We start from the raw sequence: 21,157 nt of genomic DNA, 5'->3' as shown, positions 1-21,157 counted from the left end.
TGACGAAGGAGGCACGCGCATGAGGCCCATGCAGATCAAGGGCATCGCCGCATTCGCCGGTGTGGGAATGGCGATCACCCTGGCAGGGTGCACCGGCGCGACGCCCGACACCGAGAGCCCCAGCCCCGAGGCGGCGAGCGACTACACCACGCGTGAGGTCACCGACGGCGACACGACCTTCGTCGTGGTCGACAACCCGGGCGACGCCCCCGACCTGTCCTACGGCGCGGAGAGCGGCATCACGCTCATCGAAGAGGACGTCGACGGCTCGACCGTGGCGTTCAAGGACATGAACGCGAACGGCGAACTCGACACGTGGGAGGACTGGCGCCTCGAGGCTTCCGAGCGTGCCGCCGACCTGTCGTCGCAGATGTCCGTCGAGCAGATCGCGGGCCTCATGCTCTTCAGCTCGCACGAGCGCACCCCCGCGGACGGCCTCACCGACGCGCAGATGACCTACCTCAAGGACTCAAACCTGCGCGCGGTGCTCAACGCCGCGGGCAGCAACGCCGACGAGACCGTGCCGTGGGTCAACGCGATGCAGGCCTATGTCGAGACCCTCGCGACCGCCGATACGCCCTACGTGCCGGTGAACTTCGCCTCCGACCCGCGGTCGACCGCCGGCTCCGGCGGCTACAACGCCGAGGGTGCCGACATCTCGCGCTGGCCCTCCAACCTGGGCCTCGCCGCGACCTTCGACGCGTCGTACACCCAGCAGTTCGGCGAGATGGCCTCCGCGGAGTACCGCGCGCTGGGCATCACGACCGCGCTCAGCCCGCAGATCGACCTCGCGACCGAGCCCCGCTGGCTGCGCGTCGGCGGCACCTTCGGTGAGGACGCCGCTCTCGCGAGCGAGCTCACCGCCGCCTACGTGGCCGGCTTCCAGGGCACCGCGGGCGAGGCCGTGTGGGGCAACGAGTCGGTCAACGCGATGATCAAGCACTGGCCCGGCGACGGACCCGGCGAGGGCGGCCGCGAGTCGCACACCTTCGCGGGCAAGTACGGCGTGTACCCCGGTGACAACCTCGCCGAGCACATCTCGGTCTTCCAGTCGGCCCTCGACTCGGCGGCCGTCATGACCTCCTACTCGATCTCGGTCGGCGCCGACGGCGAGCCGCTGTTCGAGGACCGCATGGGCACCGCGTACGACTCGGGCCTCATGTCGATCCTGCGCGACGACAACTCCTACGGTGGCGTGGTCGTCACCGACTGGGGCGTCATGACCGGCGCGAACGACGAGGGCGCGTTCATCGCGACCGCGTGGGGCGCCGAGGACCTGACCCCCGCCGAGCGCTACGTCGAGGTGCTGGGCACCGGACACGACATGTTCGGTGGCGTGAACGACGCGACGTTCCTGCTCGAGGGTGCCGCGCTGTGGCAGGAGAAGTTCGAGGCCGGCGAGCTCGAGGTGGACGCGGAGACCCGCTTCCAGGAGTCGGGCGCACGCATCCTCAACATGTTCTTCCAGGCCGGACTCTACGAGTCGGCATTCCTCGAGCCCGAGGAGTCGGCTGCGGTGCTCGCGTCCGACGACAAGGTCGAGGCCGGCTACCAGGCGCAGCTCGCCTCGGTGGTCATGCTCAAGAACGACGGCGTGATCGCGGAGGGCGTTGACCCCAAGGAGCTCACCGTCTACATCCCGCAGTCCGAGGACAACGGTGTCGCGAGCCTCTTCGGCCCCGCCACCTACACCCAGGGCCCGACCATGGACCTCGATGTCGCCGCGGAGATCTTCGGCACCGTCGTGACCGACGAGGTCGTGCTCGACGACGAGGGCGTGGCCACGAGCATCACGGCTCCCGACCTCAGCGACGTCGACCTGGTCATCGTCGGCATGGACAGCCCGAACAACGGAGACAACTTCTCCGCCGCGGGCAAGGACGCCGAGACCGGCGAGTGGTACCCGTTCTCGCTCCAGTACCGTCCGTACACCGCTGACGGCGACAACGTCCGCAAGGTGTCGATCGCTGGAGACATCCTCGAGGATGGCACGCAGGAGAACCGCTCGTACTTCGGCAACACCTCGCGCATCTCGAACGAGGCCGACCTGGACGCGTTCGAGCGTGCGGTCGCCGCGGTCGAGGCCTCGGGCAACGACATCCCGGTCATCACGGTCCTCAAGGCCGTGAACCCGATCATCCCCGCCGAGTTCGAGGCCGACTCGGACGCGATCCTGGTCAGCTTCGGCACCTCCGACCAGGCCGTGTTCGACGTGGCCGTCGGCGCCTACGAGCCCACGGGTCGCCTGCCCATCCAGTTCCCCGCGAACATGGACACGGTCGAGGCCCAGCTCGAGGACGTCGCGAAGGACATGACGCCCTACACCGACGCCGCAGGCAACGCCTACGACTTCGGCTTCGGCCTCAACTACTCGGGCCCCATCGCGGGCTAAGTAGGAGGGCCTCCCGGGGGAGTCGAGCGGCGCGCGTCGTCGCTCGACTCCCCCGGGGCACAGCCACACCGGCCCCGACAGGGGTCATCGATCGCCGGTGGCGGCCACATATCGTGGACCGTTCCCCGGCCCGAACCCACCTAGGAGAAGACATGATGAACACCAAGCTGCGCGCGATGGGCCTCGGCCTCCTGCTCGCCTCGGGCGGCGCGTTCGCGCTCGCCGGTTGCTCGAGCGACTCAGCCGAGCCCGGCGCCTCTGCCCCCGCTGCCGAAGAGCAGTCGACCGTCGACGTCGCGACCGACCTTGAGACCGCCCGCCAGGCGGTCCTCGACGCCCTCGCCGACGAGGAGTGGGCCCAGGTCATGCTCGCGTCGGACGTGACCGAGCCCACCGTCAAGTACGGCCTCATGGTCATGCCGTTCGTGGCGACCGACGCCGCCGAGCGCGTCACCGGCACCGTCAACATCGACGGCGGCAACTTCGTGATCGAGGCCGAGTCGGCCGCGACCGGTCAGACCTGGCAGATCGACCAGGACGGCACCATCACCGAGGTCTCCGAGTAACTCGGTAGGACCCCACAAGCCTCGTCTTCTCCGGACATGGGCGGCTCGCCCGCTCGGCCCGACAGGGCCGGGCGGGCGCACCGCCCGTCGGGGACGAGGGCATCACAGTTCTGAAGGAGACTCGCAGTGAGCAAGCGTCCGCCCAAGGACACCGCGCCCCAGAAGGCACGGATGTCGAACAAGAAGTATCTGTCGATCTGGATCCCCGTGATCGCGCTGGTGACCGCGGTCGCCGTCGTCGCGAACGTGGCCCTGGTCGTCGCGGGCGGATGGGTCGCCTCGCAGTTCGGATCCGGCACCTACACCTTCACCAACTCGGAGCAGTCCGCCGGCTGGGACACCGAGTACTACACGTCCGACTTCGCTGACATGGACGAGGTCGACGCGGCCGCCCAGCAGCTGGTCGAGGACATCGCCGCGGGCGGCATCGTGCTCGCGAAGAACGAGTCGGGCGCGCTGCCGCTCGAGCAGGGCGCGGCCGTGACACTGCTCGGCCGCGCGGCGGCCGACCCCGTGTTCGGTGGATCGGGCTCCGGCTCGGTCGACACCAACTCGGCGGTCAACGTGCGCACGGGCCTCGAGAACGCCGGCTTCTCGATCAACGACTCGATGTACGCGGCGATCGAGGCCTTCGCGGCCGAGAACAAGCGCGGTCACATCGAGATGGATCAGCCGATGACCTCGACCTTCCACATCGGCGAGATGCAGATCGACGGCTACGAGGCGCAGTCCTCGACCTTCGCGCAGTACGGCGACGCCGGAATCGTCGTGATCGGCCGTCCGGGTGGTGAGGGCGGTGACCTCGCGCAGGACATGCTCGACATCGCCAACCCCGACAACATTGACCCGCGCGCCCAGGAGGGCGAGCACCAGCTCGAGCTCAACCAGGACGAGAAGGCGCTGATCGCCCTCGCCAAGGAGAGCTTCGAGACGGTCGTCGTGGTCGTCAACGCGTCCACGACGCTCGAGATGGGCGACCTTCAGGACGACGCCGGCATCGACGCGATCCTGTTCGCGGGTTCTCCTGGCGCGACCGGCTTCAACGCGCTCGGCTCGATCCTCGCGGGCGAGGTCAACCCGTCGGGTCGCACGGTCGACACCTGGGCCGCCGACTTCACCGCGGACCCCACCTGGAACAACTTCGGCGAGTTCGTGTACTCGAACATCGAGGCCGAGTTCCCCGTGTCCGCGACCGAGGCCGCGACCTCGAACGCGACCATCACGACCGATGCGCCGTTCGTCAACTACGCCGAGGGCATCTACTTCGGCTACCGCTACTACGAGACCGCCGCCGTCGAGGGCTTCATCGACTACGACTCCGCGGTCGTGTACCCCTTCGGCTACGGCCTGAGTTACACCGACTTCGCGTGGGAGGTCACGGCGACCGAGGCGGGCGACGTCGACGGCACCATCGCGGTCACGGTCGAGGTCACCAACACGGGTGACGTCGCGGGTAAGGACGTCGTGGAGCTGTACTACTCGGCGCCTTACACGCCGGGCGGCATCGAGAAGTCGTCGGTCGTGCTCGGCGGCTTCGCCAAGACCGGACTGATCGAGCCCGGTGCCTCCGAGGCCGTCACGATCGAGATCGCGGTCGAGGACATGGCGTCCTACGACTACCTCGAGAACCGCGCGTACGTGCTCGAGGCCGGCGACTACCAGATCACGGTCCAGACCGACTCGCACACGATCGCGGAGGGCACCGAGCCGTTCGTCTACACCGTCGACTCCGACGTGGTGTACGCGGGCGACGACCACCGCGCGTCGGATCTGGCCGAGGTCACCAACCAGTTCGACGACGTCTCCGAGGCGTTCACGACGACGGGCGAGGCGGGCAAGATCCCCGTGTTCTCGCGCGCCGACTTCGCCGGCACGTTCCCCACGGCGCCGACCGAGGACATGCTGGTCGCGAGCGAGACCGCGATCGAGGGTTTCCAGGCGTGGGACTACGACGCCGCCGCGGAGGCCTTCGAGGGCGACGCACCCACGCTGAACGCCGACTCCGACCTCGCGCTGATCGACATGCGTGGACTGGCGAAGGACGACCCTCAGTGGGACACGCTGCTCGACTCGCTGTCGCTCGGTGAGATGACCGACATGCTGCTCAACGGCGCGTACCAGACCGCCGCGATCGGCTCGATCGGCAAGCCCCAGACCGTCGAGCCCGACGGCCCGGCCGGCTTCTCCTCCTTCATCAACTCGTCGATCAACGGCGTGGCCTACCCGTCAGAGGTGCTCATCGCCCAGACGTGGGACGTCGCGCTCGGCGAGGCGATGGGCGTGATGCTCGGCAACGAGGCGCTCCAGAAGGACATCAACGGCTGGTACGCCCCCGCGGTGAACCTCCACCGTTCGCCCTTCGGCGGCCGCGACTTCGAGTACTACTCGGAGGACCCGGTGGTCTCGGGTCAGATGCTCACCGCCGTCGCCAACGGCGCGGCGACCAAGGGCGTCTACACGATGATCAAGCACTTCGCGCTCAACGAGCAGGAGACGAACCGCGTCAACAACGGCATCGCGACCTGGGCGACCGAGCAGACGATCCGCGAGGTCTATCTCAAGGCCTTCGAGATCGGCGTCAAGAACATCACGATGGACGTCACCTACATCGCGGACGACGAGGGCACCCTCGCCGAGACCACGATCGGTGCCGGCGGCATCATGAGCTCGTTCAACCGCATCGGCGCCGTGTGGGCCGGCGGCTCCGAGGCGCTCATGACCAACGTGCTGCGGGGTGAGTGGGGCTTCGAGGGATTCGCAATCTCGGACTTCAACCTCTACCCGTACATGAACCCCAACCAGTCCATCAGCGCGGGCACCGACCTTACGCTGACGTTCCAGCCCTCCAAGTCCTTCGGCGACACGTCGTCGGACAAGGCGGTCACGGACATCCGTGAGGCCACCCACAACATCCTGTTCACGGTGGCCAACTCGAACGCGATGGACGGCCTCGCGCCCGGCGCGACGGTCGACTACACGCCGCCGACGTGGGTGGTCATCCAGATCGTCGCCACCGCGGTGGTGGGCGTGCTGGTGCTGCTCGCGGTGGTGATGGTGGTGCGCCGCGTGCGCCGCCACCGCCCCGCCTCCACGGGAGCGTCGGCCACCGACGCCTCGTAGGACAACGATGCCGGGCCTCGTCCCCCCGCGGGGCCCGGCATCGTCCCCCCCACCTTCCCCGATGACCCCACGGGCGGCTTCGCCCGACCCAAAAACGGGCTCACACCAGGCACTCGACAGAACGTGCGTCGTGACGCGCAGTTCATGCGAGATCGCACCACGGGGTGGCGGCGGGCGGGCTTAATGGACTCAACAGAACAGTCAGAAACCGCGCCGGGTCTCCGGCACCGTGCACGCAAGGACGCACGGGTGGCGTGACCAGCGCGGCAGTGGCCCCCTCAGCCGGACGACGACGCCGGAGGATCGCGGTCATCCGCGGTCAAGAAAGGACCCGACAGCATGTCACACGAGCTCACGTTGCTGGAGAAGGCGGCGCTGCTCAGCGGCGCGAACATCTGGCAGACGCGCGCCGTCGAGCGGGCGGGCATCCGCGCGCTGACGCTGTCCGATGGTCCGCACGGCATCCGCAAGCAGCTCGGCTCGGGCGACCACCTGGGGATCAACGCCTCCGCGGAGGCGACGTGCTTCCCGACGGCGGCGACCGTGGCGAACTCGTGGGATCTCGAGCTCGCCGAGCAGGTGGGCGAGGCCCTGGGTGCCGAGGCCGTCGCGCTGGGCGTCGACGTGGTGCTCGGTCCCGGACTCAACATCAAGCGCAGCCCGCTGTGCGGGCGCAACTTCGAGTACTTCTCGGAGGACCCGTTCCTGTCGGGGACGCTCGCGGCGGGCTACGTGCGCGGCATCCAGTCGCAGGGCGTGGCGGCATGCCCCAAGCACTTCGCGGTGAACAGCCAGGAGCACCGCCGCATGGCGAGCGACTCCGTGGTCGACGAGCGCACGCTGCGCGAGATCTACCTGACCGCGTTCGAGATCGTGGTGCGCGACGCCGCCCCCAAGTCGATCATGTCCTCGTACAACCTGGTCAACGGCGCGTACGCCCACGAGAGCGCGCACCTGCTCCAGACCGTCCTGCGCGACGAGTGGGGCTTTGACGGTGCCGTGATCTCCGACTGGGGCGGCTCAAACGATGCCGTCGAGGCCGTGCGCGCGGGCGGCACCCTCGAGATGCCCTCGCCCGGACTCGACTCGGCGCGCCAGCTGCTCGCCGCGGTCGCCGAGGGTCGCCTCACCGAGGCCGAGCTCGACGTGCGCGTGCAGGAGATGCGCACGCTCATCGACAGGATCGACCCGAGCCTCGCGCGGGCCGTCGATGCGCAGGCGCAGCACGAGCTCGCGCGCCGGGTCGCCGAGCAGAGCCAGGTGCTCCTCAAGAACGACGATGCGCTGCTGCCCCTTGCCGAGGGCACGCGCGTCGCGATCATCGGCGACTTCGCCCAGACCCCCCGCTACCAGGGCGCCGGCTCCTCGCTGGTCAACCCCACGCGGCTGTCGAGCGCTCTCGACGCGGTCGAGGGCTCGGGCCTCGCGCTCGTGAGCTTCGCTCAGGGCTTCCGCCGCTCGGGCGGCGCCGACGAGACTCTCGCCGCGGAGGCCGTCGAGGCCGCGCGCGCCGCCGACGTGGTGCTGCTGTACCTGGGTCTCGACGAGACGAGCGAGTCCGAGGGCAACGACCGCACGCACATGGAGCTGCCCGTCAACCAGGTCGAGCTGCTCAACCGCCTGCGCCAGTCGACGGACAGGATCGTCGTGGTGCTCGCCGCCGGGTCCGCGATCGAGATGCCGTGGATCGACGACGCCCGCGCGATTGTGCACGGCTACCTGGGCGGCCAGGCCGGCGCCGAGGCGACGATGCGCGTGCTCACCGGCGCGGTCAACCCGTCGGGGCGCCTCGCCGAGACCTACCCGCTGCACCTCGAGGACAACCCCAGCCACGCGTACTTCCCCGGCGTCCGCGAGGCCGCCGAGTACCGCGAGGGCCTCTACGTGGGCTACCGCTACTACACGACGGCCCAGGTGCCGGTGCTCTTCCCGTTCGGTTACGGCCTCAGCTACACGACGTTCGCCTACGGCGACGTGCGGGTGGACGATGCCGGGGTCACCTTCACGCTCGAGAACACCGGCGACGTCGAGGGTGCCGAGGTCGCGCAGTTGTACGTGGGCCGCGTCTCCAACGGCGTCCACCGTCCGGCCCGTGAGCTCAAGGGATTCCGCAAGGTGCGCCTCGCACCCGGCGAGACCGCGACCGTGACGATTCCCTTCGACGAGCGCACGTTCCGTCACTACTCGGTCGCGCAGGGCGGCTGGAGCGTCGAGGCCGGCGAGTACTGGATCGGCGTGGGTGCCTCCGTCGAGGACATCCGGGGCGTGGCCACGCTGCGCGTTGAGGGCGAGGCCGCGGCGGTCGACCGGCGCGCCGACCTCCCGTCCTACTACTCGGGCCAGGTCGCTCACGTGAGCGACGCCGAGTTCGAGGTGCTGTTGGGCCGCGCGCTGCCGGCGCACACGGAGGCGCGCGGGCCGCTCCACGCGAACTCGCCGCTGCTCGCGATGCACCAGGCCCCGAGCCCGCTCGCGCGGCTCGCGGCGAAGGTGTTGCGCTCCCTGATCGACCGCTCGCAGCGTCGTGGCAAGCCCGACCTCAACCTGTTCTTCCTGTACAACATGCCGTTCCGTGCGATCGGCAAGATGACCAACGGCGCGGTCAGCATGGAGATGGTCGACGCGATCGTCACCCTGGTGAACGGCAAGCACCTGCGCGGGATCGGGGGAGTGGTCTCCGGCTTCTTCCGCAATCGCCGCGAGAGCAAGCGGCTCGAAGCCGAGCTCGCCTCGACCGCCTCCGCCCCCGCCTCGTCGCCCGCATCCGTGCGCGCCTGACCCGTCCGACCCGAGAGAGACCAACGATGCTCAAGCCCCTCACCTCCGCCTGGCGCCGCTTCGAGGAGAAGCGCCCAGGGACCGCGCAGTTCGCGATGTTCTTCCTGCTGAGCAACGGCGTCACCGTCCTGCAGCTCGCGCTCATGCCCGCGTTCAAGGCGATCTTCAACCAGACCGCGCTCGTGGACATCGCGTTCCAGGTGTGGCCCGTGGGCGCGAACGTCGACGGCTCGCAGTACTACATCTTCGACTACCCGGCCGGCCCGGTGGACGAGTCCGGCGTGGGCGGCGGCCTCGCGTACTTCCTCGCGGTGCAGATCACCATCGCGATCGCGCAGGTCATCAACTTCTTCGCCCAGCGCAACATCACGTTCAAGGCCAACAACTCGGTCGCGAAGGCCGCGTTCTGGTACGTGATCGCCTACATCCTCATCACGATCGGTGCCGCCGCGGCCCAGGGCTTCTACAAGGCGCCCATCTACTCGTGGACCATGGAGGTGTGGCCCTCGGGCGGCGAGGCGGTCGCGGATGTCATCACGATGATCATTAACGCGGCGATCGCCTTCTGGATCTTCTTCCCGATCTTCAAGGTGATCTTCAAGAACACCCCTGATGAGACCGTGGCCCCCGCGACTGTGTCGCAGGCCACACCCGAGACCCTCGACCGATGACCCGACCGCACCTGTAGGATCCACCCCGATGACCACACTCTCCGTCGTTGTGCCGAGCTACAACTCGGCCGACTTCATGCACCGCTGCATCGACTCGCTGCTCGTGGGCGGCGACGAGGTCGAGATCCTGATCGTCAACGATGGCTCGCGCGATGCGACGGGCGTCGTGGCGGACGGGTACGCGGCGCGGTTCCCCGGCAGGGTGCGCGCGATCCACAAGCCCAACGGTGGCCACGGATCGACCATCAACGCCGGGCTCGCGGTGGCGACGGGGCGGTACTTCAAGGTCGTCGACTCGGACGACTGGGTCGACGCCGATGCCCTGGTCGAGCTCATCGTGACGCTCAAGCGCCTCGACGGCGAGGACGCCGCGGTGGACATGGTGGTCTCGAACTTCGTCTACGAGAAGGAGGGGCGCGACCGCAAGAATGCGGTGCGCTACCGCCGCGTGCTGCCGCAGGCGCGGGTCTTCGGGTGGGACGAGGTCGGCAGGATGCGCAAGACGCAGTACCTGCTCATGCACTCGCTGGTCTACCGCACGCAGCTGCTGCGGGACGTCAAGCTCGAGCTTCCCGAGCACACGTTCTACGTCGACAACATCTTCGCGTACATGCCGCTGCCCTACGTGGAGCGCATCTACTACCTCGACGTCGACCTTTACCGCTACTTCATCGGCCGCGAGGGACAGTCCGTCTCGGAGCAGGTGATGATCTCCAGGCTCGACCAGCAGTTGCGCATCAATCGCATGATGATGGAGCACGTGGCGCGCGAGGTGTCCCCGTCGCACCCGGCGTACCGCTACATGACGCACTACCTCGAGATCATCTGCGCCGTGTCCTCGACGCTGTTGTTGCGCTCGGGCACCGCTGAGGCGATCGTCGCGAAGGAGGCGCTGTGGCGCGGCATTCGCGAGGAGGATCGCCAGCTCCACCGCCGCCTGCGCCGCGGGGCGCTCGGCCAGATCTGCACGCTGCCCGGCCGCGGCGGCCGCAAGGTGACGCTGGCCGCGTATCGCGCCGCGCAGTGGCGCGTCGGCTTCAACTGAGCCCGCACCGCCCGGACCCTCCCGCCCGCCGGGCCCCAGCATCGTCCCCTCTCAATCGGGGATGGGCACCAGCATCCTCAGCACGAACCAGCCGTCCTCGACGTTGACGGTCAGCGTGCCGTCGTACTTCTCGACCGCCTGGCGGATGTTCTTGAGGCCGTAGCCGTGGTGGTGGGCGTCGTCCTTGGTGGTCGCGGGGAGGCCGTCGACCAGGGTGAGCTCGCCGCCGAACCAGTTTTCGAAGCGCAGCAGCGCGAAGTGGTCCTGGCGGTACACCGCGACCCTCACGAGCCGCTTCTCGCGCTCTGGCACGCGCGCGGTGGCCTCGATCGCGTTGTCGAGGGCGTTGCCCATCTCGGTGACCACGTCCATGACGTCCATGAAGTCCACGACCGTGCCGTCGACCACGCTCGTGACCGTGATCTGTTCGAGCTCGGCCTGGGCCGTCTTGGAGGCGAGCATCGTGTCGACCACCGCGTTGCCGGTGTCGACCGCCACGGCCTCGTAGCCGCGGATCGACTGCTCGAGCTGGTCGACCATGCCCGAGCGCACCGTGGCGTCCGTCTCCTGGCGAATCGCCGCGATGTAGTGCTTGAGGTCGTGATACCGCGCGTTGACCGCCTCGCGCTCCTGGCGTGAGCGCAGGTACTGCTGGTGCTGCGTGCGCAGCAGGGTGTTCATCGACTGCAGCTCGACCGCGCGCATGAGCTGGAGGCGTTGGCTGCGCATCGCGTACAGCGCGATGAAGCCCGCGAAGTCCACGAGGGTGCGGATGTAGAAGATCTCCTGGCCCGCGCGGCCCGAGAACGGGGTGTCGTCGGTGACGAAGCTGAGGTTGGACATGAGGAACGTCACGAGCGCGATCGACAGCGTCGAGGCGAGGATGCGGCCGTCGATCGGGATGGTCACGCCGGGCGGGAAGTTGCGTCGCTCCGCGAAGTAGGCCGCCACGAACGCGGCGCCGTAGACCACCATCACAAGCGACACGCGCGCGGGACCCCAGTGCTCGCCGGCGAAGAAGCTCTGGTCGAGTTGCCACTCGAAGGATGCGATGAGCTCGGCGAGCACGAACGCGCGCGCGACCAGGTCTCCCGCGCCTTTCGCGTCCATGTCCGTGGTCGCCCAGATGAGGCCGTACATCGCGCCGGCCGCGAGCACCATGCCGAGCGACCACAGGCCGAGGGGCAGCGCCCCCGCAATGGTCTGGACGCCGATCAGCACGCCGAGGCCCGCGATCAGCACGGCGACCAGGGCCGCGCCGCGCAGGCGCTTGGGGCTGAGCGAGATGTAGAGCACGCATGCGCCCCACTCCGCGAGCGCGGTCATGATCCGGGGGATGTCCTGGAGGGCGTCCTCGATCACGACGAGCGCCCGTCCACGTGGTCGGCGAGCGCCTCGAGGAAGGCCTTGCGGCGGGGCCGGCTCACCTGGAGCTCGGCGCCGCCCACCATGACGCTGACGGACTGCTCGACGCGCTTCACGTGGCGCAGGTTGACCAGGTAGCAGTTGTTGGAACGGAAGAAGCCCTGCCCCGCGAGCTCCTCCTCCATGGCCTTGAGGGTCCCGGAGAACGCGTACTCGCGGTCCATCGCGTGCACCGTGATGCGGTGCATGACGGACTCGACGTAGACGATCTCCGTGGGGTCGAGCCGCACCACCGAGTTGTTGATCGTGAGCACCACCCCGCGCGACTCACGCTTGGACAGGCGGTTGAGCGAGCGCGAGAGCTCCTGCGCGAACCCGAAGTACGGCACGGGCTTGAGGAGGTAGCTCAGCGCGTCGACCTCGTAGCCCTTGATCGCGTACTGGCCCATGTTGGTGACGAAGATGATGGCCACGTCCGTGTCGACCTCGCGCACGCGGTGGGCGGCCTCGAAGCCGTCGACGTCGGGCATCTCGACGTCGAGGAAGAGGATGTCCTACTGCGGTCGGTAGCCCTCGATGAGCTCGCGGCCGTCGGTGAACGTGCGAATGTCGAACTGCACGCCGTGCTCCGCGTCGTAGCGCGCCAGGTGGTTGAGGAGGGCGTCGCGGTTCGACTCGTCGTCCTCGACGATCCCGATCCTGATCACGCTGCTCCTTTATGCGGACTGACACTCAAGTGTAAAGCGGTGGGGTGGGGGCGGCTCCCGCGCGCCACGTGTGGGGCGAGGGGCGTTCGGAGCGCGGGAAGACGCCGGTCGGTCAGCCTGACACGGGCGCGATGAGCTCCGCGCCCTGGTGGCGGACGTTGCCGACCTCGCGCCCGACCTCGTGCCACGCGAGTTCCGGCGCGGGCGCCGCGATCGCCGCCATGAGATCGTCGGGGGACGATGCCGGGTCCAGCCACGCGTCGGCCTCGCCGCGCGTGAGCATCACCGGCTGGCGGTCGTGGATCTCCTCCATGGCCCCGCGGGCCGCGGTGGTGACGATCGAGAACGACGCCAGCCACGGGGCATCGTCTCCCTTGGCCTTGTCACGCCAGAACTCGAACAGGCCGGCGAAGGCGAGCGGGGACTCGTCCCTGCTGTGGATGAAGTAGGGCGTCTTGACGCCCGCCTGGGTGCGCCACTCGTAGTAGCCGCTCGCCGGGACCAGGCAGCGGCGCTTGGCGAAGGCCGCGCGGAACGACGGCTTCTCCGCGACCGTCTCGGAGCGGGCATTGAACATGCGCGAGCCCACCGAGGGGTCCTTGGCCCATGACGGCACGAGTCCCCACCGGGCGAGCTCGAGCGAGCGCCCCTCCGCGGCGCTGTTCTCCCGCGTGCGCGCGACGACGATCGCCGCCTCCTGCGTGTGCGCGATGTTGTAGCGGGGAGAGAGCCGGGCGTCATCGGCGACGATGGCGATCTCGAAGGCGTCGATGAGCTCTTGCTCGGTGAGGAAGTTCGCGTAGCGGCCGCACATGAGGCCAGCCTAGGCATCCGGCCCGACGGTGGGGGTGGTGCTCATCTGTGGCCCGCTACCGCGTCCGGGCGAGGACGCGCTGCTCGATCGGGCGTTGCGCCGCGCGAGCCGTCCGCCAGGCCGCAACCGCCCACAGCGCGATCCCGGCGAGGCTTGCGGCACCCCACAGCGCGACCACCTGCCGAGCGTCGTCGCGGCACGCGAGCCGCGTCGCCTCCTCGATCCGCGCATCGGTCATGAGGCTGCTGTTGTCGAGGGTGAGGAAGATCGTGGCGTCCGCGGGGTAGCACGAGGAGGGCCACAGCGTGACCCACACCGCGGTCGCGAACAGCGCGACCAGCGCGAGCGCCAGCCCGATGAGCGGCCACGGCGTGCGCCCGCCGTCGCGAACCGGGCCCGCCGCGACCGCGAGCGTCCCGACAATGACCACCAGGCTGACCGCGAGCCAGGAGACGATGATGATCCCTCCCAGGCTGCTGGAGAGCATGGCCACTCCTGTCTCTGCGCCGATGCATGGACGTGCCCCGGTCCACGGCCACGCTATGGCGGCGGGGGCGGGCGCCGCTATCCCCACTTCTGGGGTCATCGCCGGGTCTGGCGAGAACCACGGATCCTCTCCACATCCCTGTCCACGATGTCTGTATTGCGGCTATGGTCCCCCTATGGGGGCAGACGCGCTGGCACGCATCGAGGAGGACGTGCGCGCCCGGATCAGGGATCACGGTGTGGATCCCGCACGCGACGTGCGCGCGGTCGAGAAGCTCGTGGCCGGGGCGATCGACGACTTCGACGAGCGCGCACTGCTCAGCGGGTCCGCGCCCGTGCCCGACCGTGACGCGCTCGCGCGCCTCATCACCGATGCCGTGGCCGGCTTGGGTCCGCTGCAGCCCCTCCTCGACGATCCCGAGGTGGAAGAGATCTGGCTGAACTCCCCGCACGAGGTCTACGTGAGCCGGCGCGGCTCGAGCGAACTCACCAGCATCATCCTCACCGAGGAGGGCGTGAGGGGAATCGTCGAGCGCATGCTCGCGCTCGCCGGGCGCCGGCTCGACCTGTCGAGTCCGTTCGTGGACGCCGCTCTGCCCGGCGGCGAGCGACTGCACGTGGCCATCCCTGACGTCACGCGCCGCCACTGGGCGGTCAACATCCGCAAGTACATCGCGCGGGCCACGGACGTCGATGACTTGGTCGCGCTCGGGACCCTGACGCCGGCGGCGGCGCGCTTCCTCGCGGGAGCCGTCCACGCGGGCCTCACCGTGCTGGTGTCAGGCGGCACACAGGCGGGAAAGACGACCACCCTCGGTGCGCTCGCCGGTGCGATCCCCGCGCGCGAGCGGGTCGTGACGTGCGAGGAGGTCTTCGAGCTCGCGCTACCGCTGCGGGACGTGGTCGCGCTGCAGTGTCGGCAGGCATCTCTCGAGGGCACGGGTGAGATCACGCTGCGCCGCCTCGTCAAGGAGGCGCTGCGCATGCGCCCCGACAGGATCGTGGTGGGCGAGGTGCGCGAGGCGGAGGCCCTTGATCTGCTCATCGCCTTGAACGCCGGCTTGCCCGGTATGTGCACGATCCACGCGAACTCCGCGAGGGACGCGCTCGGCAAGCTGTGCACGCTGCCGCTTCTCGCTGGCGACAACGTGTCCGACCGCTTCGTGGTGCCGGCCGTCGCCTCGGCGATCGACCTCGTGGTCCACGTGGCCATGGCCCCGGACGGTTCGCGCCGCGTGCGCGAGATCGCTGGGGTCTCGGGCCGCGTCGAGTCAGGGACCATCGAGCTGTCCGACATTTTCTCGACCCGCGAGGGCGAGCTGGTGCGTGGAGCGGGATTCCCGCCTCACGCGGATCGATTCGCGAGCCGCGGGCTCGTGCTGCACGAGTTGCTGGCTGCCTGACATGGACGCCGTGTGGGGGCTCGTGCTGGGGACCGGATTGCTGCTCGTATGGATGTCGTGGTGGGAGCCCGAGCAGCGACGTGAGGGGCGCCATCCGCGCGGCAGCGCCTTTCACGACCGGCTGGTGCAGGCGGGCATCCACGGTGTGTCGGTCGCCGCATTCGGCGTGATCGCCCTCGCCACCGCGGTGGTCGTGCTCGCACTCGTGTGGTCCGCGACGCGGTCGCTCGCAGTCGCCGCGTGCATGGCAATCGCGGCGGTGTATGCGCCCTTCGCGTGGGTGACGGCGCGCGCGGCACGCCGCCGCTCGCGGCTCACACGCGCGTGGCCGGATGCCGTCGACACCCTCGCGTCCGGGATCCGCGCCGGCCTGGCGTTGCCGGAGGCGCTCGCGGCGCTCGCCGACCGTGGTCCCGAGGACCTGCGGCCGGCCTTCGCCGCGTTCGCCGAGGACTACCGCGCGAGCGGTCGATTCGATGCATCGCTCGACGCGCTCAAGGCGCGACTTGCCGACCCTGTCGCGGACAGGATCGTCGAGGCCGTGCGCATCGCGCGTGACGTGGGCGGGACGGAGGTGGGCCGCGTGTTGCGCGCACTCGCGCGTTACCTGCGAGAGGAGGCACGCATTCGCGGCGAGCTCGAGGCGCGACAGTCATGGACGGTCAACGCCGCACGGCTCGCGGTCGCGGCGCCCTGGGTCCTGCTCGCGATGCTGGCGACCCGACCAGGAGGGCTTGAGGCGTTCGACACGCCCACCGGGGTCATGGTGCTCCTCGGCGGCGCCGCCGCAAGCCTGGGCGCCTACCGACTCATGCGCGCCTTTGGCAGGCTGCCCGTCGAAGAGCGGGTGCTCCGATGACGGCGCTCGCGGCCGTCTCGTTGGGGCTGGGCCTCGCGCTGGTGTGGGCGTGGGCCGATGCGCGTCGGTTCTCGCTCGAGAGGCGCCTCGCTCCGCGCCTGCGTGCGACGCGCAGCGCGAACGCCCCCGCCCCGATGCTCGCGCGTGTGGTCGCCCCCGTAGCGGGGGACATCCTGCGGTGGAGTCAACGGTGGGGCCGCCCGACAGCCGAGGTCGAGCGCATGCTCGCGCGCGCCGGGTCAGCGTCGACGGTCGCGCGCCATCGCGCACACGGACTCATCGGTGGCGCCGCCGGGCTCATCGCGGGACTGGTGATGGGCGGCGCGCTGGCGGCCGCGCGAGGGGCGGGCCCCGTCGTGGTGATCGCCGTGGCGGCTGCCGGTGGCGCCGCGGGAGCGATCGGGCCCGATATCGCGCTGTCCCGCCGTGCCGCGGCGCGCGCCGCGCGGGTGCGTACCGACCTCCCGCCCGCGGCCGAGATGCTGGCCCTCGCGGTGGTCGCGGGGGAGTCCGTGCCCGCGGCCCTGGAACGGGTCGCGGCCATCACCGGAGGACCGCTTGGCGAGGAGCTGCGACGCGTAGTGGCGGACGTGCGCGCGGGCCGCCCCCTGGCCGCGGCGCTCGACGCACTCGCCGGCCGTGTCGACGAGCCGGTGGTGACGGCGTTCTGCGACGCGATCGCGACCGCGCTCGATCGCGGCACGCCTCTTGCGGAGGTGCTCCACGCGCAGGCCGGCGACATCCGCGACCGCACGCGTCAGGCGCTGCTCGAGGAGGGCGGCAAGCGCGAGATCGCGATGCTCGTGCCCGTCGTGCTGCTGATCTTGCCGGTGACAGTGGTGTTCGCGCTGTATCCGGGCCTGGTGGCGCTCCGTTGGGGCGCATGAGAAAAGGGGGGAACACATGGAGGACAGTGACTGGAGACTCGACGACCGCGGCGATGTGCCCGGCTGGGTGCTCATCACGCTGATGACGGCCGGGCTCGTGGCCACGATTTGGGCACTGGCTGGGCCCGCGCTCGGCGAGATGTTCACCACGGCCCTTGAGTCGGTCACGGGAGGCTGACGCCGGCAGCGCCGCCGTCGAGTTTGTGCTGGTCGCGGCGCTGGTGGTGGCGGTCGCTCTCGGTGTGCTGCAGATCGTGCTCGCGTCTCACGTGCGCAGCACGCTCACCGCGTGCGCGTCGGAGGGGGCGAGAGTCGCCGCGGTCGCGCGGCAGGGGGACGATGCCGGCGCCGCGCGCGCGGCCGCGTGCGCCGAGTCGTCGCTGGGGATCGCGCCCACGGTCACCGTCGAACACCTTCCCGTGGGCGGCCGCGCGGGCGTGCGGATCACCCTCGACGCGTCCGTTCCCGTGCTCGCGCTGTGGGATGGCGGCCGCGTCGAGGCGGGCGGGCGCGCGCTGCTCGAGGGGGTGGACGATGCCCCGTGACGAGTCGCGCGGGCACCGGCCGCGCGGGGGTGGTCCGGGTGGGGACGACGGCGCCGCGGCGGTCGAGTTCCTCGCGCTCACGCTCGTGTTGCTCCTGCCGATCCTCTACCTGGTGGTCGCGATGACGCGGGTCCAGGCAGGCGCCTACGCCGCCGAGGGCGCGGCGTATGCCGCCGCCAGGGCCGCTGTCGTCACGGGCCTCGACGCGCTCGACGCGGGACTCGAGCCCGCCGCCGCCACCCAGGCAGCCCGTGAGTCGGCGGCCCTGGCCGCCGAGGTGGTGGCCGGGGACTTCGGGATCGGTGCGGCGCGCGTCGAACTCGACTGCGACGCGCAGTGTCTGAGCGCGGGCTCGACCGTGCGGGCGCGCGTCGAGATCGACGTCGCGCTGCCCGGCGTCCCCGCCTTCGTCAGCGCCGTCATCCCCGCGCGCGTGACGCTCGATGCGACGGCCGCGAGCCCCGTCGACGGCTACGTGCCATGAGACGCCGGCTTGTCGACCGTCGCAATGACGAGGGCTCGGTCACCGTGCTCACGATCGGGCTGATCGGGGTGCTGCTTGCCGCCGTGGTGACGGTCGCGGCGATCACTCACGTCCAGCTGCAGCGCGCGCGGCTCGCGCACGTCGCGGACGAGACCGCGCTCGCGGCGGCCGACGCGATCGACCTCGACGCGTACTACGCCACGGGAGTGGGGGAGGGGCCCGCCACGCTGGACCCGGACCGGCTCGCGGACGAGGCCCGCGAGCACTTCGCCGCCTCCGCCGCTCGCCAGGGGATGCCGGGCGCGATCCTGACCCGGGCATCGTCCCCCGACGGGACCACCGTGGAGGTGAGCGTCGCGCTCTCCACTCCCGTGCTCTTTGGCGCGGACTGGCTGCCGGGCCGAGTGGCGCTGACGGCCACCGCATCGGCCCTTGCGACCCCTTGACGCACCTCGAAACGAGAACAGAAAACAATGTCAGGCACTTGGTCCCGGGATTCCCGATGCCCCCGGACGTACCGTGAAGAAGTCGGAATCCCCCGGTCACCCGGACTGGGAAGAAACCGCTCGCCGCTAGCCCCACAAGGGCGTTCACCCAGGGAGAGGGAGTACAGGCCATGACTGCTGAAGCCGTCAACAGCGACACCATTCAGGACGACGCGGGCGACCCCCGCGCACACGCCTGGCGCGGCTTCACCGCCGGCGCTTGGTGCGACGAGGTCAACGTCCGTGACTTCATCCAGGCGAACTACACGCCGTACGAGGGCGACGACTCGTTCCTCGCGGGCCCCACCGAGCGCACCACCGGCATCTGGGAGAAGCTCTCCGCGATGTTCCCCGAGGAGCGCGAGAAGGGCGTCTACGACGTCGACTGGGAGACCCCGGCGCTCATCACGTCGCACGGTCCCGGCTACATCGACCAGGACAACGAGGTCATCGTGGGCCTCCAGACCGATGCGCCGCTCAAGCGGGCGATCATGCCGTTCGGCGGCTGGCGCATGGTGGTCAAGGAGCTCGAGACCTACGGCTACCCGGTCAAGCCCGAGCTCGAGGAGATCTTCTCCAAGTACCGCAAGACCCACAACGACGGCGTGTTCGACGCGTACCCGCCGAACGTGCGCGCCGCACGTAGCTCTCACATCGTGACGGGACTGCCGGACTCGTACGGCCGCGGCCGCATCATCGGCGACTACCGCCGCGTCGCGCTCTACGGCGTCGACGCTCTCATCGAGGCCAAGAAGGTCGAGCGCATCGAGCTCGACATGGAGCGCTCGACCGAGGACATCATCCGTGACCGCGAGGAGAACTCCGAGCAGATCAAGGCGCTCGGCGAGCTCAAGCAGATGGCGGCCTCGTACGGCTTCGACATCTCCAAGCCCGCGACCAACGGCCGCGAGGCCGTCCAGTGGCTGTACTTCGCGTACCTCGCCGCGGTCAAGGAGCAGAACGGTGCCGCGATGTCGCTGGGTCGCACCTCGACCTTCATCGACATCTACCTCGAGCGTGACATCGCCGATGGCGTGCTCACCGAGGCGCAGGCCCAGGAGATCATCGACGACTTCGTGATCAAGCTGCGGATCGTGCGCTTCCTGCGCACCCCCGAGTACGACGCGCTGTTCTCCGGCGACCCGACGTGGGTCACCGAGACCATCGGTGGCATCGGCGAGGACGGCCGCCCGCTCGTGTCGCGGACGTCGTTCCGCTACCTGCAGACGCTGTACAACCTTGGCCCCGCGCCCGAGCCGAACCTGACCGTGTTCTGGTCCGACCGCCTCCCGCAGGGATTCAAGGACTTCTGCGCGAAGGTGTCGATCGACACCTCGGCCATCCAGTACGAGTCCGACGAGCTGATCCGCCCCACGTGCGGTGACGACTCCGCGATCGCGTGCTGCGTGTCCGCCATGACCGTGGGCAAGCAGATGCAGTTCTTCGGAGCGCGCGTCAACCTCGCCAAGTCGATGCTGTACGCGATCAACGGCGGCCGCGACGAGATCTCGGGCAAGCAGGTCGCCCCGGTCTCGACGCCGATCATGGACGAGGTTCTCGACTTCGACACCGTGATGGAGGCCTACGACAAGCTGCTCGACTGGCTCGCCGAGACCTACGTCGATGCGCTCAACGTCATCCACTACATGCACGACAAGTACGCGTACGAGCGCATCGAGATGGCGCTGCACGACCGCACCATCCTGCGCACCCTCGCGTGCGGCATCGCGGGCCTCTCGGTCGCGGCGGACTCGCTGTCCGCGATCAAGTACGCCACGGTGCGTCCGATTCGCGACGAGTCGGGCCTCGCGGTGGACTACGAGGTCGAGGGCGAGTTCCCCTGCTACGGCAACGACGACGACCGCGTCGACGACATCGCCGTCGACCTGGTGGGTCGCTTCATGGAGAAGGTGCGCCGTCAGCCCACGTACCGCAACGCGGTGCACACGCAGTCGGTGCTCACCATCACCTCGAACGTGGTCTACGGCAAGCACACCGGCAACACCCCGGATGGTCGCCGCGCTGGCGAGCCGTTCGCGCCGGGTGCGAACCCCATGAACGGACGCGACGTTCACGGCGTGATGGCCTCGGCCCTCTCCGTCGCGAAGCTGCCGTACTCGGAGGCCCAGGACGGTATCTCCCTCACCACGTCGATCGTGCCCTCGGGACTCGGTCGCACCCGTGAGGACCAGGTCAAGAACCTGGTGGGCATCCTCGACGCGTACAACGTGTCGAACGGCTTCCACGTCAACGTGAACGTCCTCAACCGCGAGGTCCTCGAGGACGCCATGGAGCACCCGGAGAACTACCCTCAGCTCACGATTCGCGTCTCCGGATACGCGGTGAACTTCGTCCGTTTGACGCGTGAGCAGCAGCTCGACGTGCTCTCCCGCACTTTCCACGCGGGCCTGTAGCTCCGTCCGACCAGACAGGACAACCCCGCGGGGGGGGGGGGGGGGGGGGGGGGGGGGGGGGGGGGGGGGGGGGGGGGGGGGGGGGGGGGGGGGGGGCGCGCCGGCCGCCCCCCCCGCGGCGGGGGGGGGGCGGGGG

General features: G+C 69.7%; 19 protein-coding genes. 14 read left to right on the top strand and 5 right to left on the bottom strand.

What is annotated here, in order from left to right; translation table 11 throughout:
• Window positions 1-19: 19 nt before the first annotated feature.
• The 6 genes from ABEA62_RS02070 (at window position 20) to ABEA62_RS02045 (ending at window position 10,572) form a co-directional block, all read left to right on the top strand.
• Window positions 20-2,392, top strand: coding sequence for a glycoside hydrolase family 3 N-terminal domain-containing protein (locus ABEA62_RS02070; protein ID WP_286213885.1), 2,373 nt, complete (start codon window positions 20-22; stop codon window positions 2,390-2,392).
• A 152-nt stretch (window positions 2,393-2,544) separates the two neighbouring features.
• The gene (locus ABEA62_RS02065; protein ID WP_286213884.1) at window positions 2,545-2,958 is read left to right on the top strand and encodes a hypothetical protein; all 414 of its coding nucleotides are present in this window, start codon (window positions 2,545-2,547) and stop codon (window positions 2,956-2,958) included.
• A gap of 126 nt (window positions 2,959-3,084) precedes the next feature.
• Complete coding sequence (locus tag ABEA62_RS02060; RefSeq protein WP_286213883.1) at window positions 3,085-6,078, top strand: glycoside hydrolase family 3 C-terminal domain-containing protein; 2,994 nt, start codon at window positions 3,085-3,087, stop codon at window positions 6,076-6,078.
• Window positions 6,079-6,417: 339 nt separating this feature from the next.
• Window positions 6,418-8,856, top strand: coding sequence for a glycoside hydrolase family 3 C-terminal domain-containing protein (locus tag ABEA62_RS02055; RefSeq protein ID WP_286213882.1), 2,439 nt, complete (start codon window positions 6,418-6,420; stop codon window positions 8,854-8,856).
• A gap of 26 nt (window positions 8,857-8,882) precedes the next feature.
• Complete coding sequence (locus tag ABEA62_RS02050; RefSeq protein ID WP_286213881.1) at window positions 8,883-9,527, top strand: hypothetical protein; 645 nt, start codon at window positions 8,883-8,885, stop codon at window positions 9,525-9,527.
• A 28-nt stretch (window positions 9,528-9,555) separates the two neighbouring features.
• Window positions 9,556-10,572, top strand: a complete 1,017-nt coding sequence (locus ABEA62_RS02045) for a glycosyltransferase family 2 protein (RefSeq protein ID WP_286213880.1) — start codon at window positions 9,556-9,558, stop codon at window positions 10,570-10,572.
• Between the two features lie 51 nt (window positions 10,573-10,623).
• On the opposite strand, the gene ABEA62_RS02040 is transcribed toward ABEA62_RS02045, so the two are convergent.
• From ABEA62_RS02040 to ABEA62_RS02020, 5 genes are all read right to left on the bottom strand, one after another.
• Window positions 10,624-11,934, bottom strand: coding sequence for an ATP-binding protein (locus ABEA62_RS02040; RefSeq protein ID WP_286213879.1), 1,311 nt, complete (start codon window positions 11,932-11,934; stop codon window positions 10,624-10,626).
• Complete coding sequence (locus ABEA62_RS02035) at window positions 11,931-12,488, bottom strand: LytR/AlgR family response regulator transcription factor (protein ID WP_286216715.1); 558 nt, start codon at window positions 12,486-12,488, stop codon at window positions 11,931-11,933. The genes ABEA62_RS02040 and ABEA62_RS02035 overlap by 4 nt, the downstream gene beginning before the upstream one ends.
• Window positions 12,489-12,491: 3 nt before the next feature.
• Window positions 12,492-12,644: a hypothetical protein gene (locus ABEA62_RS02030; RefSeq protein ID WP_286213878.1), complete on the bottom strand. Its 153-nt coding sequence runs from the start codon at window positions 12,642-12,644 to the stop codon at window positions 12,492-12,494.
• A 112-nt stretch (window positions 12,645-12,756) separates the two neighbouring features.
• Window positions 12,757-13,458 carry an SOS response-associated peptidase gene (locus tag ABEA62_RS02025; RefSeq protein WP_286213877.1) on the bottom strand — a complete coding sequence of 234 codons (702 nt, stop codon included), beginning with the start codon at window positions 13,456-13,458 and terminating at the stop codon, window positions 12,757-12,759.
• A gap of 55 nt (window positions 13,459-13,513) precedes the next feature.
• Entirely contained in the window at window positions 13,514-13,945 is a 432-nt protein-coding gene (locus ABEA62_RS02020; RefSeq protein WP_286213876.1) for a hypothetical protein, read from the bottom strand.
• 175 nt (window positions 13,946-14,120) lie between these two features.
• On the opposite strand from ABEA62_RS02020, the gene ABEA62_RS02015 reads away from it, so the two are divergent.
• From ABEA62_RS02015 to pflB, 8 genes are all read left to right on the top strand, one after another.
• Complete coding sequence (locus ABEA62_RS02015; protein WP_286213875.1) at window positions 14,121-15,347, top strand: TadA family conjugal transfer-associated ATPase; 1,227 nt, start codon at window positions 14,121-14,123, stop codon at window positions 15,345-15,347.
• Window position 15,348: 1 nt separating this feature from the next.
• Window positions 15,349-16,206, top strand: coding sequence for a type II secretion system F family protein (locus tag ABEA62_RS02010; protein ID WP_286213874.1), 858 nt, complete (start codon window positions 15,349-15,351; stop codon window positions 16,204-16,206).
• Window positions 16,203-17,093: a type II secretion system F family protein gene (locus ABEA62_RS02005; protein ID WP_286213873.1), complete on the top strand. Its 891-nt coding sequence runs from the start codon at window positions 16,203-16,205 to the stop codon at window positions 17,091-17,093. The genes ABEA62_RS02010 and ABEA62_RS02005 overlap by 4 nt, the downstream gene beginning before the upstream one ends.
• 16 nt (window positions 17,094-17,109) lie before the next feature.
• Window positions 17,110-17,271: a hypothetical protein gene (locus ABEA62_RS02000; protein WP_286213872.1), complete on the top strand. Its 162-nt coding sequence runs from the start codon at window positions 17,110-17,112 to the stop codon at window positions 17,269-17,271.
• Window positions 17,249-17,638, top strand: coding sequence for a TadE/TadG family type IV pilus assembly protein (locus tag ABEA62_RS01995; protein ID WP_345378311.1), 390 nt, complete (start codon window positions 17,249-17,251; stop codon window positions 17,636-17,638). Before ABEA62_RS02000 ends, ABEA62_RS01995 begins: the two co-directional genes overlap by 23 nt.
• Window positions 17,628-18,122: a pilus assembly protein gene (locus ABEA62_RS01990; RefSeq protein ID WP_286213870.1), complete on the top strand. Its 495-nt coding sequence runs from the start codon at window positions 17,628-17,630 to the stop codon at window positions 18,120-18,122. Before ABEA62_RS01995 ends, ABEA62_RS01990 begins: the two co-directional genes overlap by 11 nt.
• Window positions 18,119-18,568 (top strand): pilus assembly protein TadG-related protein, encoded by a 450-nt coding sequence (locus tag ABEA62_RS01985; RefSeq protein WP_286213869.1) that lies wholly within the window; start codon window positions 18,119-18,121, stop codon window positions 18,566-18,568. The genes ABEA62_RS01990 and ABEA62_RS01985 overlap by 4 nt, the downstream gene beginning before the upstream one ends.
• A gap of 170 nt (window positions 18,569-18,738) precedes the next feature.
• Window positions 18,739-21,021: a formate C-acetyltransferase gene (gene pflB / locus ABEA62_RS01980; RefSeq protein ID WP_286213868.1), complete on the top strand. Its 2,283-nt coding sequence runs from the start codon at window positions 18,739-18,741 to the stop codon at window positions 21,019-21,021.
• Window positions 21,022-21,157 lie beyond the last annotated feature (136 nt).

The sequence above is a fragment of the Demequina sediminis genome, from assembly GCF_039545075.1.
Lineage (GTDB): Bacteria > Actinomycetota > Actinomycetes > Actinomycetales > Demequinaceae > Demequina > Demequina sediminis.
The sequence above is the reverse complement of the archived record's forward strand: the minus strand, read 5'-3'. Positions and strand labels throughout refer to the sequence as shown.

What these genes read in the sequence shown, in the direction of transcription:
- ABEA62_RS02070 (WP_286213885.1), top strand. Translation starts at nt 20, where the DNA reads ATGAGGCCCATGCAGATCAAGGGCATCGCCGCATTCGCCGGTGTGGGA.
- ABEA62_RS02065 (WP_286213884.1), top strand. Translation starts at nt 2,545, where the DNA reads ATGATGAACACCAAGCTGCGCGCGATGGGCCTCGGCCTCCTGCTCGCC.
- ABEA62_RS02055 (WP_286213882.1), top strand. Translation starts at nt 6,418, where the DNA reads ATGTCACACGAGCTCACGTTGCTGGAGAAGGCGGCGCTGCTCAGCGGC.
- ABEA62_RS02050 (WP_286213881.1), top strand. Translation starts at nt 8,883, where the DNA reads ATGCTCAAGCCCCTCACCTCCGCCTGGCGCCGCTTCGAGGAGAAGCGC.
- ABEA62_RS02045 (WP_286213880.1), top strand. Translation starts at nt 9,556, where the DNA reads ATGACCACACTCTCCGTCGTTGTGCCGAGCTACAACTCGGCCGACTTC.
- ABEA62_RS02025 (WP_286213877.1), bottom strand. Translation starts at nt 13,458, where the DNA reads ATGTGCGGCCGCTACGCGAACTTCCTCACCGAGCAAGAGCTCATCGAC.
- ABEA62_RS02020 (WP_286213876.1), bottom strand. Translation starts at nt 13,945, where the DNA reads ATGCTCTCCAGCAGCCTGGGAGGGATCATCATCGTCTCCTGGCTCGCG.
- ABEA62_RS02015 (WP_286213875.1), top strand. Translation starts at nt 14,121, where the DNA reads ATGGGGGCAGACGCGCTGGCACGCATCGAGGAGGACGTGCGCGCCCGG.
- ABEA62_RS02010 (WP_286213874.1), top strand. Translation starts at nt 15,349, where the DNA reads ATGGACGCCGTGTGGGGGCTCGTGCTGGGGACCGGATTGCTGCTCGTA.
- ABEA62_RS02005 (WP_286213873.1), top strand. Translation starts at nt 16,203, where the DNA reads ATGACGGCGCTCGCGGCCGTCTCGTTGGGGCTGGGCCTCGCGCTGGTG.
- ABEA62_RS02000 (WP_286213872.1), top strand. Translation starts at nt 17,110, where the DNA reads ATGGAGGACAGTGACTGGAGACTCGACGACCGCGGCGATGTGCCCGGC.
- ABEA62_RS01990 (WP_286213870.1), top strand. Translation starts at nt 17,628, where the DNA reads ATGCCCCGTGACGAGTCGCGCGGGCACCGGCCGCGCGGGGGTGGTCCG.
- ABEA62_RS01985 (WP_286213869.1), top strand. Translation starts at nt 18,119, where the DNA reads ATGAGACGCCGGCTTGTCGACCGTCGCAATGACGAGGGCTCGGTCACC.
- pflB (WP_286213868.1), top strand. Translation starts at nt 18,739, where the DNA reads ATGACTGCTGAAGCCGTCAACAGCGACACCATTCAGGACGACGCGGGC.